Here is a 13,288-nt window from a genome sequence, read left to right on the forward strand (position 1 = left end):
GATAAGAGGATGCCAAAGGAGAAACTAGCAGATGGAAGATCAGGGAATCATTCAGCTATACTTGCAGCGCTCACAGCAGGCCATTGCCGAGACCCGGAGCAAATACGGGGCATATTGCCGGGCAATCGCCAGGAATATTGTCGCGAACCCTTCCGATACCGAAGAGTGTGAGAACGATACATACCTCGCTGCATGGAACGCTATACCGCCTAACCAGCCGAGAAGGCTGCCGGTATTCCTGGGGCGGATCACCCGCAATATCGCGCTCGATAAGTATGGGTATAATACGGCCAAGAAGCGGAGCCGCCAGCTTGAGGTGATTCTGGAGGAGCTGGAGGACTGCCTTCCCGCAGCAGAGACGGTGGAGACCGAGTATGCCGCCGGTGAAACCGCGCGGTTGATCAATGAATTCCTGTATGGGCTGGAGGAGGAGGCGCGGCAGCTTTTTATAAGGCGGTATTGGTATTCGGATTCGGTGGAGGCGCTGGCCGGGCGGTTCAAGCTGAGCAGCAGCCAGGTGAAGTCCCGTTTATTCCGGGTCAGACAGAAGCTTAGAGTACATCTGGAGCAGGGGGGAGTGCGTCTATGAGACGGGAAGAGCTATACCGGGAGATCGGGCAGATCGACGATGCGCTGATTGAAGCGGCTGAACACAGTGGAGCAAAGGGAAGAGTCAGAAGAAGCCGGTTCTCCAAAAGGTGGATCGCACTGGTCGCGTGCCTGATCGTCTACAGTTCTACGGCTACGGCGCTGCTCGCCACGGAATACACGAAGAATAAAGCAGCAGAGCCTTACATCCGTTACCTGACAGCAGAGGACATGGAGCTGGCCCCTCCCGTGAAGTATGAGGCCGACAAATTCCTGCAGGCGTTAGCCAGCGGCAACGATGACAAGGTATATATTGCGGTGAACCGGCTGGTGGAGAGCTTCAATGATCCGCAGGCGCGTGAGCTGGCGCTGCAGAAGCTGCAGCCCTTCCTGACCAGTGATTCCGCGAAGATCGCGGAGTCGGCTGCTTTTGCCACAGATATTCTGTCGAAAAGCTACCAGAGTCCATATCTCTACAAAATGGCTGACGGGAGCATCATATTCGCCTTATTCAACAATTACTCGGATTATGGCACCCAGAATGTGCTGTGGCGGATTAAGGACGATGTGCTGGAACCGTATTTCAGCTTCGCTGCCCCTTCGATGTACATTAAGGAGCTTCTCCCGTCCCCGGACCGGAAGCTCCTTGCGGTGGTCACCAGCTCTAACAAGAGTGAATTTGTGCAAATCCTGGATGTGGAGAAGGGAACCATTAGCCCGGAGCTGGTTGAATCGGCCAGAATCAAGTATGGTGCGCAGCAGAAGCTGGAGCTCTGGGCCCGCGCGGATCATGAGAATTACAGTTATGCGAACCATCTTGTGTGGCAGGATAACGAGATGTTAGCATTCGAGGGCTCCCTGGCCTACCGGGACACGGAGATCATAGAGAATGTTGCCGTAACGTATCGGTTCAAGGATAAGGTCATGGAGGTACAGCCGGTGAAGTAGTGAGTTTGCGCTACACGAATATAGCTGCGAATGGATGAAGCATCCGTTTGCGGCTTTTTTTGCTGCTGGCGGGAGGGCAATCAGGCCGAATGTGCTGCTGCGCTGAGAATTTAAGAAACTTTTAATCTTTACCCGACTTCTTCTTAAACAGTTGTGCCTATTCTTGATTACAGGGAGGGAGCGACTTGAAGAATTGGGCCCGTAAAGATTCAACAATTGCATGGTTATTTCTGGCGCCCAGTGCGGCGGGATTTGCCCTGTTTTATCTGATTCCGTTCGGCATGGGCTTGTTCTACTCCTTCATGGACCGCACGGTGGGGGGCCACTATGTGGGACTGGATAATTACCGGGAGGTCATTGCGGGCGAATCCTTCCGGAAGGCGGCCTCTAATACCTTCTACTTCAGTATGGTGAGTGTTCCCCTGCTGATTGTGCTGTCGCTGGGACTAGCGCTGTTGCTGCACAGGAAATTGTATTTTCAGAAATGGCTGAGAACTGCGTACGTACTCCCGCTGGTCGTGCCTGTAGCCTCGATTATCTTGGTCTGGCAGATCCTGTTCGACTGGAACGGGGTGCTTAATGCCTGGCTGAGCGGCTTCGGCCGGACGCGGGTGGACTGGATGAAGACGGAGGCTGCGCGGAATGTAATCATGCTGATGTATGTCTGGAAAAACATCGGGTATAACGTGATCCTGTTCCTGGCCGGCTTGCAGCAGATTCCGAAGGATTATTACGAGACCGCCCAGATTGAGGGGGCCGGCCGTCTAAGGCAGTTCCGGAGCATTACGCTGGTCTATTTAACCTCTACGATGTTTTTTGTCGTCATTATGTCGGTCATTAATTCCTTCAAGGTCTTCCGGGAGACGTATCTGATTGCCGGAGCTTACCCGCATGACAGTATCTATATGCTTCAGCATTATATGAACAACATGTTCCTGTCGCTCGACCTCCAGAAGATGACGGCTGCATCCACCCTGATGGTCGGCGGCATTCTGATCATCGTGCTGGGATTGTTCGCTATGGAACGCCGCTACCGGCGGTATATGGAATAGAGGTGAAAGAGGTCTTGGCAGTTGGTAAAGTCATACAAAAGCTGACGTTAACCGTCCTGATGGGGGCGGTTGCCCTCCTGATGCTGTTCCCGATCGGGGTGACCCTCATCAATTCGTTCATGAGCAGCCGCGAAATCGGGATCAATTACGGCCCCATCGGACAGATGAATCCTGTCATTCAAGGCAGGAGCGATCCGTTCGCCAATCTGAAATGGCTGCCGGATCAGGTCTCCCTGGAGCAGTATGGCAAGGTGCTGATGGACAGCCCGATGTACCTGTCGATGTTCTGGAATTCAGTATTCCTGGTGGTGCCGATCATTGCCGGACAGACGGTGATCGCCGCGCTCGCGGCCTATGCGTTCTCCAAGCTGAGATTCCGGGGCCGGGAATTCCTGTTCCTGGTCTATGTTCTGACGATGCTGATGCCGTTTCAGGTCACGCTGGTGCCCAATTATATTATGGCTGACCGGCTGGGGTTATTAAATAGCCCGGGGGCCATTATCTTGCCCGGAATTTTTGCCGCCTTCGGAGTATTCATGCTCAGGCAGTTCATGCTGGATATCCCGTATGCCTATATTGAAGCGGCTAAGATGGATGGGGCCGGACACTTACGGATTTTCTATACGATTATTGTTCCGATGGTCCAGCCGGGCCTGGCCGCTCTGACGATTCTGTTATTCGTCGATTATTGGAATATGGTGGAACAGCCGCTTATTTTCCTGGACGACCCGCTCAGACAGCCCTTATCCGTCTACTTATCGAATGTCAGCAGCGAGAAGGGCCTGGCGTTCGCCGCATCTATGATCTACATGGCACCGATGGTTCTGCTGTTTCTGTATGCGGAGACGTACTTCATCGAAGGGATTCAACTGTCAGGAATTAAGGGCTGATGTTCGTGTGTGAGGGATTTCAATGGCAGGAGGAGATAGACGGAATATGGAGACTACAGGAGTGCCTGCAGACCGCAGGCGCAAAAAAAACATCAGAACAGCCTTCCTTCTGCTCTTGGGCGTGTTACTCTTCTTCACCTTCTTCAGCAATACGCTGCAGTCGTTGACCTTGCCCAAGGTGACCACGGTCAAGCCGCAGACCAAGAGCCTCGAATTCACGCTGGAGGGCAGCGGAAAGCTTACGCCCGTGAGTGAAGCGAAGCTCCTGAATGCCAGCGGCTGGAAGGTCCGGCAGGTTCTTGTGAAGGAGGGGGACCGGGTCACGAAGGGGCAAACACTGATCCGCTATGACAGCCAGGCCGCCGAAGCGGAGCTGAAGGATGAAGTCGCGGTGCTCGATAAGCAAAAGATCGCGCAGCAGACGCTGCAGGATCAATTCATTCAGACGTACGCGGAAGGCGATGAGCTTCAGATTCGCAAGGCCCGGCGCGAGATTGAAGCGGGCAAGGTCGATCAGGTCACCCAGGCGCGGAAAATTGCCGGATTGAGAGAGCGGTTAACGGCGCAGCAGCAGCTTACGGCACCCTTCGACGGGGTGGTCACCCGGGTGAATGCCATTGCAGGAATGTTGTCCTCGGGGGAAGCGGATCTGGTCCTGTCGAGCAGCAGCAAGGGGTATCAGTTCGGCTTCACGGCGGACGCGGAGCTGTTATCCAGCCTCGGGGTTACCTTGGGGGAGCAGCTTGAGGTGCAGGTTCATCCGGCACAGGGCCAGCAGGCCCGTTCCTTGCAGGGTAAGGTTGCAGAGATCAAGGACGCTCAGGCGCGTACCGACAGCGCATCCGCTGAGGAGGACGGCAGGGTGGAGCAAATTGCGCAGAAGAATGTCTTCATTGTGCTGAATGAAGAGTCGCTTAAGGGGGGTGAGCAGGTTCAGATTAAGCTGAAGAAGCCTTCCCGGGAGGAGGGACTCCTCGTATCCAATAAGGTTATCCACCAATTGGGTGAGCGAAGCTATATCTATAAGATCGAGGAGCAGAGGGGGGCGCTGGGCAATACCTTTATCGCCCGCGAGGTTACGATCCGCTCCAGTACAACCAATGGCATAGACAGCATCATCCAGACGGACAACCTGTATGAGGATGAGCTGATTATTCTGGAGAGCAGCGAGCCCCTGCAGGACGGGAACCGTGTACGTCTGCAGTAGCCATAGGAGTAAGGCATTTTCTACGAATAATTAATAGGAGGTATTTAGATGAGAATGAAGATGAAGAAGAAGATGGGCTGGTTGGGGATGGGGCTTGCTTTTACAACGATGATGACCGCATGCAGCTCGGGGAGCAGCGCGGAAGCTCCAAGCACAGACGGCAAGACCGTTCTGACGTTATCGGTTAGGCAGGACAGTGAATTCTACCGTGCGCTGGAGAAGAAGTTTGAACAGGCCTACCCTGATATTGACTTGCAGCTGCAGGCTTACAAGGCGATCGGTGAGAAAGCGCAGGATTATGAGAAATACATCAAAAGCACCGGAACGGCACTGCTCTCGGGCAAAGGCGCCGATATTTACGAGACCAGCACTCTGCCGGTCAGTGATTACGTAAACAAGCAGCTGTTCCTGAATATGGACGATTACCTGAAGCAGTCACAAACGCTGAAGCAGGAGAATCTGGAGCTTAATGTGCTGAACGCCCTGAAGCTGAACGGGGGCACCTATCTCATCCCTTCCGGGTACAATCTGAGAGCTTTCATTGGAGACGGGGATGCGCTTAAGAATGCGAATGTGGACGATAAGAGCTGGACCTGGCAGCAATTCAGCGGGATTGCCAAACCGATGATTGAAGCCGGGCAGAAGGCAGGGTCCGGGCACCGCTTCGCGCTCCAGGAGTATCCGCCGGAGATGCTGCTTCAGGAGATGGTCGTGGACGGCTATAACCAGTTCGTAGACGCTGCGGCGCGCAAAGCCAAATTCGATTCCCCTGCCTTCATATTTATGATGCGGCAGATTAAAGAGATGTATGACGATGGAGTGATGAGCGCCGGCTCGGGGGAAGCCGATAATCAATTGTTCTATTCGGCCGTTCTGCAAACCCCGGCTGATTTCGTCAATGTTCCGTATGCTTACTTCACCAATCCGCAGCTGCTGGATAAGCCGCATAGCGGAAATTCCGGCACCATGCGGATTATTCCGGTCTCCACCTTCTCGATCCAGGCCAAATCGCCGGTGGCAGAACAGGCTTGGAAGTTCATGGAATTCCTGCTGTCAGAGGAAGTGCAGAACCTGCAGCGTGAAGAAGGCTTCTCCCTGCTGAAGTCGGTAAACGACAAGCAGCTTGGCGAGCTTCAGCAGGAAGTGAAGGGCGGGACGTATAAGCTTCCAGACGGCAAGTCTGCAAGTGTGCCTGACGAGCAATTCAAGGTATTCAGAGAGATGATGAATACTGCGGATAACTTCGCCATGCTGGATGTCAAAATTCTTTCGATTGTCGGAGAAGAGGCGGGAGGCTTCTTCAGCGGACAGAAGACCGCGGAGGAAGTGGCGAAGCTGATTCAGAACAAGGCGACTACCTACCTGAACGAATAGATTCAGGCCTAGGAGGGTTCCGGTATGAAGCGAGTTACTATTCTGATCGCAGAGGACGAGAAAGAGATTGCCGGCCTGATTGCCCTGCACCTGGAGAAGGAAGGGTATCACTGCATTCAGGTATTCGACGGCCAAGCGGCCGTGCAGGCTATTCAGTCCCAATCCATTGATCTGGCCATCCTGGATATTATGATGCCGAAGCTGGACGGATACGAGGTCACCCGCCAGGTGCGGGTGAAGCATAATCTGCCGATTATTTTCCTCAGTGCCAAGACCTCTGACTTCGATAAGATTACCGGTCTTGTCATGGGCGCGGACGATTATATGATCAAGCCCTTCAATCCGATGGAGCTGCTGGCCCGGGTCAATTCCCAGCTACGGCGCTCCCTGCAGTTCAGCCAGCCTCAGGGTGCCCATCTGACTTCGGTTCTGGAGCTGGGCGGGCTGATCATCTCCCCTGACCAGCACACCGTTACACTGTATGGAGAAGAGATTGACCTTACGCCGAAGGAATTCGACATCCTCCATCTGCTGGCGAGCCACCCGAAGCAGGTGTTCAGTGCAGAGAGCATATTTCAGCAGGTGTGGGGCGAGGCGTACTATGAGAGCGGGAATACAGTGATGGTACATATCCGCACCCTGCGCAGGAAGCTGGGGGAGGATCAGAACAAGGAACGGTTCATCAAGACCATCTGGGGTGTCGGGTACACGTTCAATGCCTAAGAGAAGCCGGGGCTTCAGAACCAGACTGGTTCAGTTACTGGGCGTAAGCATGCTGCTCTCCGCCGGGATCACCTACGGGATCTTCAAGCTGCTTCAGCTCTATTACGCCGGGGTGAAGTGGGAGGACCCGGAGGCGGAAATCCGCCGGTTCATCTACAGGATCGGAGACTTCAATGTGTCTCTGATGCTGTTCATTCCAATCATGCTGATCTTATTCTTCATGTTCACCAAGCCGTACATCCGCTACCTTAACGAGATTTCCAAGGGGATTCATCATCTGGCGGGCGGAGATTTCCAGAATCAGGTGCGGATTGCCTCCAGGGATGAGTTCAGCGCAATCGCAGAGGATCTGAATGTGGCCGGAGCCAAGCTGCAGGAGGCCGTACAAAGAGGTGATTTCGCCGAGAGCAGCAAGGACCAGCTAGTCGTCAATCTGGCGCATGATCTGCGTACACCGCTGACGTCTGTTCTCGGATATTTGGATCTGATTCTGAGGGATGAGCAATTACCAGTGGAGACGATCAGACATTATGCGACGATTGCCTTCACCAAGTCCCAGCGGCTGGAGAAGCTGATTGACGGGCTGTTCGAGATCACCAGGATGAACCATGGCACACTGCCTGTGGTGAAGACATATCTGGATATTACCGAATTGCTGCGGCAATTGAACGAGGAGATGTACCCGTTATTCGAGCATAATGGCCTGACCTCCCGGCTGAATGTGACTCCTGGCCTAATGATCTACGGGGACGGGGATCTGCTGGTACGGGTCTTAGGCAATCTGCTGACCAATGCCGCCCGTTACGGACAGGAAGGCGGTTATGTGGATATTAACAGCCGCCCTGATTCAGGTTCAGTAGCGGTTGAGATCATCAATTACGGAAATCCCATTCCGCCGGAGGAGCAGCCGCATATCTTCGAGATGTATTACTCGGGGGACCGGGCACGGACACATCAGGAGGGCGGGACCGGCCTGGGACTGTTCATTGCACGCAATATTGTAGAGCAGCATGACGGGAGCCTATCTGTAGAGAGCAATGAGCTGCGGACGAGGTTCGAGGTCCGGCTGCCGCAAGCTTAAGCGAAGTTAAGGGAGGAGAGAATTATGAATCATACCACTAGAAAATATGCTGTCGCCATGCTAAGCCTGGCGGTTCTCAGCCAGTCCATCGCCTTCGGAGCCTATGCGGCGGCCGGGCCTTCAGCGGGAAAGGCGGCTACAGCCGCCGTGTCCACGCTGGAGGGACTGGGGGCGGTCTCCTTGAAAAGCGGCGTGAGTGTGAAGCTGCTGAACGCTGCGCTACAGCCTCAGGAGAGCGGGAATATACTCACGTACACCTTGAATTACTACAACGGAACGGGCAGCAACGTAAGCCTGATCGATTATTTCGCCAAGGTCACCACTTCAAGCGGCGCTGTGATTCAAGGCAAGCCAGTGACAGACAGTGCTGCCGTCAAATCCATTCCGGCTAATAGCAGCCAGTCGGTCACGTATTATGTCAATGCGGGTAAGGCTGCCAAAATAACCGGAGTCCGAATCGCCCTGTTCGGCTGGGACTTCAGCCAGGTGAATTACCAGAAGAAGCTGGGGACGTTCACGATTCCGGGTTCCTACTCGGTAGCCACCGCCAGAGGGCAGAGCAAAAAGCTGGTCCTGGCGGGTGTGCCGGTGATCAGTAAGGCCGAGAGCCTGCAGATCGTTAAGGCTAACGGAAAAGTGTATGCCAGGGTGGGCATCAGCTTCGCCAATTCGGGTACCAAGGTGCTTAAGGAAACGGGCCTGAAGGGATATCTGATATCCTCGGGAGGCTCCAGATTTGAACTGAATGCCGCCCCTGCCGATTACCAGATTCAGCCCAAGGAGAAACGGACCGTGCAATATCTGGCGGACATTCCCTCCTATACGAAGACGGATAATATGTCCTTGCAGTTCGTCCAGGAAGACAGCGCGCTGCAGCTGAACCTGCCTGTGGCCGAGTATAAGCTGCCTGCTGCACAGTCGCCCAACTTCACCGTACCCGCTAATGCCGTCGCGAAGCTTAAGGTTGCTAACAATACAATTGAGACGCAGCTCGCAAGCGCGGCGGTGTATTCGGAGGATCACCTGGCGAAATGGAGCCTGAAATTCCGGGTGCGCAACACAGGCAACCAAGCGGTGACGATTCCGGCCTACCCCTTCAGCCTGACGACTGCCGAAGGGTACAGCTATCCGGTCAGCAATAAGGCACTGGCCGGTCTGAGTCTGAAGCCGCTGGAGGAGCGGGTAGTCGAACTCAGTGCAGAGCTGCCCCTGAAGCTTAATCAGGGAGTGCTCCAGCTGCAGATGAACGAGCCGGCCGAAGAGGGCCGGATCGCCTTCCCGGCGGCTTACTATCAGATTCCTTACTCCTTGCAGCCGAATCATCTGCTGGCGACTGAGTACCCCGTGCAGAACAGTCTGGGTACCTTCGTGGTGAAGCTGGAATCGGTGGAACGCCTGCCGTGGTCGGACCGCGATCAGGTCGTGACCAAGATCAGCCTCCGCAACTCAGGCATGGCGAATGTTCAGCTTCCGGCCCTTACAGCGCTTCTGAAGGCGGGGGATCTCGATATCAGCGGCAGTTCGCAGATGGTGATCGAAGGCTCCAAGAGCCAATTGGCCCCGCAGGAGACAGCGGTTCTGTATATTACGGGGAACCTTCCCTATTCTTATAATCTGACGAAGCTGAAGGTGATCCTCCAGTATCCTTCGGAAGAGACCCAGGCGAATTTCCTCACGCTGTTCACCAGCCAGGTGGAGAATACCTTAAGAACCGTAGCGGCCGGTGAACCCTTCCGTCTGGAGCTGGCCGGGAAGAAGGCAGAGATTCTGGAGCGGCAGAGCCGGATCTATCCGGGCACGGATTCCAAGCTGATCTATACCGAGCTGGTGATGACCAACGAGGAACTACGCAAGACCCAGCCGGCGCAGCTGGTGGGGTATTACCGGACCCCGGATCGACAGTATTTCGAGGCGGTAATCTCGCAGTCCGCCGCGGCCCTGAACCCCAAAGAGAAGAGTCTCGTAACCGTCTGGAGCAAGCTTCCGCCGGAGATCAATGCTTCAGAGCTGACTCTCTTTCTCGGGGAAGGGATTGCTGAAGGCAAGCTGACCGCGCCGGGGGCAGTGCCGACCGCTTACATCCAGACCGTGGGCCTGGGGCTGAGTCCGGCCAATCCTGCTCCGCAGCCGTCCCTTCAGAAGCTGGACCTGTTCCCGTACTCCCTGTCCGTGAACCAGGTGACCGCCACGATGCCTGAAGACCGGGAGTCCATAGAGGTACAGATGAACTACCGGTTAACCCGAAGTGAGCAGTATGTTGCTGAGGCGAATGAGCATAAGCTGGTGGCCGAGCTGATTGATCCGTTCGGGCAGCCGTCGGAGCAGCTTCTGCCTCTGGGAGACGGACCGGCTGGTGCGGGAGCCACGGGCAGCTTGTCCTTCCCGCTGAACAACAAAGCGTACAAGTCCCTTACCGGCGCAACGGTGCGGGTGAATATTTACGATGAGTTCCAGGGCAAACGGATACTACTGGGCAGCCAGAATTATGCTGTGGTGTATGAGCGGCCTGCGGCGAAGAAGGAGGAGGAGTGATATTGCAGATTAAAAAAACAGGCTGCTTTCCAATGATGGAGAGCAGCCTGTTTTTTCATATCATTTTAACTGGTTGGATTATTATTGTTTTTATCTGCTTGGAATCATGAGTCCTGTTATAGTTCTTACAGAATGCATCAACATTTGTAATGATTCTAGCTTTATCATAGATGAAGAAATAGATGTGCTTTTTGGGATAATGAAATGCATCTGACCCGATCTCTTCGGTGAGCTTCCTCTCAGTCATATTTGGACGCGAGCATTTAACTTCAATTACAGTTTCGTAGGAATCTATAAATATATCAAAGCGATAACCCTTGTATCCTCCGTCAGTGGGCACCTCGACCCTTGCTTCAGGGAAAATGGGACGGAGCAGTGAATATAGCAACCGCTGCACATCATATTCGTTACCCAGTGAAATGTCAGCAAGGCTCTCTAGCTTCAGTGTTCCATTTCCATGGACTGGCTTCTGATACATTTCGTAAATATGCTTATCGAAATTATGAAGAACTCTGCTTATGATAAGATGAAAATGTGCTTCATCTATTTCATTAAGTGGTTTGGCATCATCGAAAAGCCCAGCGTTAATATCTGTAATTAAATTCTCCAGGTATAATTGTGCCTGGAGTATACCTGCTCTGGTGAGCAAGACAAATTTCTGTGCTATGGACTGATCGGAGAAGAGACGCTCTAACATGCGGCTGGTAGTATCTACCCATCTGCTGAAGTCAGCCGATTGTCCCTGTGGGAAAGATTGAATTTGCACTTGAAGCGCACTTATAACTTGTAGTCTATCCTCATTAATCGTAGTCAAAATAATCCCCCTTCGATTAGTTGAGATTACCCCAGCGCAAAAAGAACAGGAATAACGGTTCTAAAATGTAAACTTCATCGTCCTTATATTCAAAAACCTGATACATCGGTTCGCTGCTCTGCATAATAGCCTGCATCTGATCAATAGCTGCTTTGATTTTCACCCGATCCGGTTTGTCAGCATGATTACCTAGCAACACATCAATTCTTCCCTTGATGCTGTCGATAGAAAGGCTCACAATGGGCGGATCATCAGCAATTGCCTTTAGAAGTAACTCATAGATATCGGTTTGTTCACCTTTTATAGTCGAATAGGTTTTTCTTTTTTGTCCCCGGGGATTTGGACCTGTTTTCAACTTCCTGGCAACCTCTTGGTAAGCAAGAAGGTTTAATGAGGTCATTCTGTAGGCCTGGTTGAGGGTCTCCTGATCAGGCATTGCCGGATAATCTGTATTGTCGATATCGAGTATCATACTAAGGTTATAACAGATAGATTGCATGAGTTGGGGAGAAGATAGACTCTCCTGCGCAATGTTATCGGCGATCCGCAGATCAATCTGCATATTTAGTTTGTTGAATCCTCCGACAGCAATTTCACGCAGTTCATCTGGATTCCAAGGCTCGATATTAATCAGGTTCAGTCTCCCGCTTAAATCGGCATTCTTTCGAATGGCATCATCCGAACGGTGAGGTAAGGATATGATGATGGCTCGAAGCCCTTTGCGGATCGCATCTTTGAGCTGATAGGCAATCTCAAACTGTTTGCTGGGTGAAGCGTAATGGAAGTCATCTAGTAATAGAACTAAGTTGTTTGCTATAAAATATTTAATGACTTTATCTTTGCCGGAACGGAAAGACTCTGTGATGGAGGTGGTGATTCCTTCTGTTGTTCCGGCGAGCCCCTGACCTTCAAGCGTGCGTATTTCTGTATGGTCTCGTTCGAGGGGAATACCAATTTTATTTGCAACCGTCTCCCAGAAATCTACGGTATCCTTAAAGTCGCTTCCTATAAAATCGACGTATCCGTCCAAGCCGATTACCTTGTCACACAGTACGGTTTTTCCTGTTTTCGATGGACCTATAATTGAAGTTAAAAATCCGACCATATCGATCACATTATGAAGACGGAATTCATAGGTCAGCCCAAATTCCGATTTGCGCGAAATATAGGTGTGAATCGGAAGGGCACCAGCAATAAAAACATCTCTAACTCTGAGCTTCAAACAATCACTCCTCAGCAGCATTAAATGGTTGTAGATATCTTAGTTCCGTATTCTGTTCTAGTATATCCCTAAGTGGAATGATTTAACAACGACATCTAACCTTTTAAGAAAAACGACATTAAAATCCTCTTAAATTATCTGATGCACATCAATAATACACCTTTATCTCTTAATTACCCGCAGCGCAGAAAAAAACACCCAAAACAAGCCTCTAGAATACTTCTAGGGCTTGTTTTGGGTGTATTAATTTACGCTACGCTCTAACCAGCGGCCCAAACATCCAGCTCGATTTTGAGTTCAGGCAAACCTAATCCTTGAATGTAGGCAACCGTCATGGAGGGAGGCGTAGGGCCGAACACTTCATTCCAGATGGAATAGAAATGATCCCAATCGATTTCCTCCGTGGCCCAGATGTTGATTTTGATGACATGATCGGGGGTCAGCCCTTGAGAGGACAAGATGTCTACAATATTGCTCATCGTATTGGTTACTTGCTGATTGAAATCGGCAGGGATATTGTTGTTCTGATCGATCCCGATTTGACCGGAAAAGACATACATTTCAGCGTCTCTGCTGATCTTAGTGATATGGCTGTAGCTTCCAACCGGTTTTGCTATATTTTCCGGATTATATCTTTGAATGACATTGTTATTTAGGCTCATTGCTTATAAGTCTCCTTTTAAATGGGCTGTTTTTTGTAGTATTACTTCATATTGGACAGACCTATCCCGTCAACATGAATTCTAGAAAAAAACAGCAGTCGAATACCCGATTCCAGCAGACAGATGTTGAATAGATCTCTTTTTCATCAGGTATCCCTCCTAAACATTTAAAATTTAACTTACTTTATAAATGAT

Annotated in this window: 12 protein-coding genes; 9 read left to right on the top strand and 3 right to left on the bottom strand. The window is 51.9% G+C overall.

All coding sequences use genetic code 11. The features are described from left to right. The first annotated feature begins 31 nt into the window (after positions 1-31). The 9 genes from MKY64_RS28365 (at position 32) to MKY64_RS28405 (ending at position 10,395) form a co-directional block, all read left to right on the top strand. Positions 32-589: an RNA polymerase sigma factor gene (locus tag MKY64_RS28365; protein WP_340957137.1), complete on the top strand. Its 558-nt coding sequence runs from the start codon at positions 32-34 to the stop codon at positions 587-589. Beyond that, positions 586-1,536 (top strand): hypothetical protein, encoded by a 951-nt coding sequence (locus MKY64_RS28370; RefSeq protein ID WP_340957139.1) that lies wholly within the window; start codon positions 586-588, stop codon positions 1,534-1,536. Before MKY64_RS28365 ends, MKY64_RS28370 begins: the two co-directional genes overlap by 4 nt. 185 nt (positions 1,537-1,721) lie before the next feature. After that, a complete protein-coding gene (locus MKY64_RS28375; RefSeq protein WP_340957142.1) occupies positions 1,722-2,588 on the top strand; it encodes a carbohydrate ABC transporter permease in 867 nt (288 codons plus the stop codon). A 59-nt stretch (positions 2,589-2,647) separates the two neighbouring features. Then, positions 2,648-3,478: a carbohydrate ABC transporter permease gene (locus tag MKY64_RS28380; protein ID WP_155991258.1), complete on the top strand. Its 831-nt coding sequence runs from the start codon at positions 2,648-2,650 to the stop codon at positions 3,476-3,478. Between the two features lie 46 nt (positions 3,479-3,524). Then, entirely contained in the window at positions 3,525-4,685 is a 1,161-nt protein-coding gene (locus tag MKY64_RS28385) for an efflux RND transporter periplasmic adaptor subunit (RefSeq protein ID WP_340957144.1), read from the top strand. Between the two features lie 48 nt (positions 4,686-4,733). Beyond that, complete coding sequence (locus MKY64_RS28390; protein WP_340957147.1) at positions 4,734-6,059, top strand: ABC transporter substrate-binding protein; 1,326 nt, start codon at positions 4,734-4,736, stop codon at positions 6,057-6,059. Between the two features lie 24 nt (positions 6,060-6,083). Continuing rightward, positions 6,084-6,782, top strand: a complete 699-nt coding sequence (locus tag MKY64_RS28395) for a response regulator transcription factor (protein WP_340957149.1) — start codon at positions 6,084-6,086, stop codon at positions 6,780-6,782. Then, positions 6,775-7,863 (top strand): HAMP domain-containing sensor histidine kinase, encoded by a 1,089-nt coding sequence (locus MKY64_RS28400; protein ID WP_036722888.1) that lies wholly within the window; start codon positions 6,775-6,777, stop codon positions 7,861-7,863. Before MKY64_RS28395 ends, MKY64_RS28400 begins: the two co-directional genes overlap by 8 nt. Positions 7,864-7,887: 24 nt before the next feature. Then, the gene (locus MKY64_RS28405; protein ID WP_340957151.1) at positions 7,888-10,395 is read left to right on the top strand and encodes a hypothetical protein; all 2,508 of its coding nucleotides are present in this window, start codon (positions 7,888-7,890) and stop codon (positions 10,393-10,395) included. Positions 10,396-10,450: 55 nt separating this feature from the next. On the opposite strand, the gene MKY64_RS28410 is transcribed toward MKY64_RS28405, so the two are convergent. The 3 genes from MKY64_RS28410 to MKY64_RS28420 form a co-directional block, all read right to left on the bottom strand. Beyond that, positions 10,451-11,209: a PD-(D/E)XK nuclease domain-containing protein gene (locus tag MKY64_RS28410; RefSeq protein WP_051477822.1), complete on the bottom strand. Its 759-nt coding sequence runs from the start codon at positions 11,207-11,209 to the stop codon at positions 10,451-10,453. Positions 11,210-11,225: 16 nt separating this feature from the next. Then, the gene (locus MKY64_RS28415) at positions 11,226-12,431 is read right to left on the bottom strand and encodes an ATP-binding protein (RefSeq protein ID WP_340957154.1); all 1,206 of its coding nucleotides are present in this window, start codon (positions 12,429-12,431) and stop codon (positions 11,226-11,228) included. Positions 12,432-12,691: 260 nt separating this feature from the next. After that, complete coding sequence (locus MKY64_RS28420) at positions 12,692-13,093, bottom strand: RidA family protein (RefSeq protein ID WP_340957157.1); 402 nt, start codon at positions 13,091-13,093, stop codon at positions 12,692-12,694. Positions 13,094-13,288: the final 195 nt, after the last annotated feature.

The organism is Paenibacillus sp. FSL R7-0210 (assembly GCF_038009085.1).
Classification (GTDB): Bacteria; Bacillota; Bacilli; order Paenibacillales; family Paenibacillaceae; genus Paenibacillus_AQ; species Paenibacillus_AQ silagei.

Coding starts and splice junctions, on each gene's coding strand:
- MKY64_RS28365 (WP_340957137.1), top strand. CDS start 32: ATGGAAGATCAGGGAATCATTCAGCTATACTTGCAGCGCTCACAGCAG.
- MKY64_RS28370 (WP_340957139.1), top strand. CDS start 586: ATGAGACGGGAAGAGCTATACCGGGAGATCGGGCAGATCGACGATGCG.
- MKY64_RS28380 (WP_155991258.1), top strand. CDS start 2,648: ATGGGGGCGGTTGCCCTCCTGATGCTGTTCCCGATCGGGGTGACCCTC.
- MKY64_RS28385 (WP_340957144.1), top strand. CDS start 3,525: ATGGAGACTACAGGAGTGCCTGCAGACCGCAGGCGCAAAAAAAACATC.
- MKY64_RS28390 (WP_340957147.1), top strand. CDS start 4,734: ATGAGAATGAAGATGAAGAAGAAGATGGGCTGGTTGGGGATGGGGCTT.
- MKY64_RS28395 (WP_340957149.1), top strand. CDS start 6,084: ATGAAGCGAGTTACTATTCTGATCGCAGAGGACGAGAAAGAGATTGCC.
- MKY64_RS28400 (WP_036722888.1), top strand. CDS start 6,775: ATGCCTAAGAGAAGCCGGGGCTTCAGAACCAGACTGGTTCAGTTACTG.
- MKY64_RS28405 (WP_340957151.1), top strand. CDS start 7,888: ATGAATCATACCACTAGAAAATATGCTGTCGCCATGCTAAGCCTGGCG.
- MKY64_RS28420 (WP_340957157.1), bottom strand. CDS start 13,093: ATGAGCCTAAATAACAATGTCATTCAAAGATATAATCCGGAAAATATA.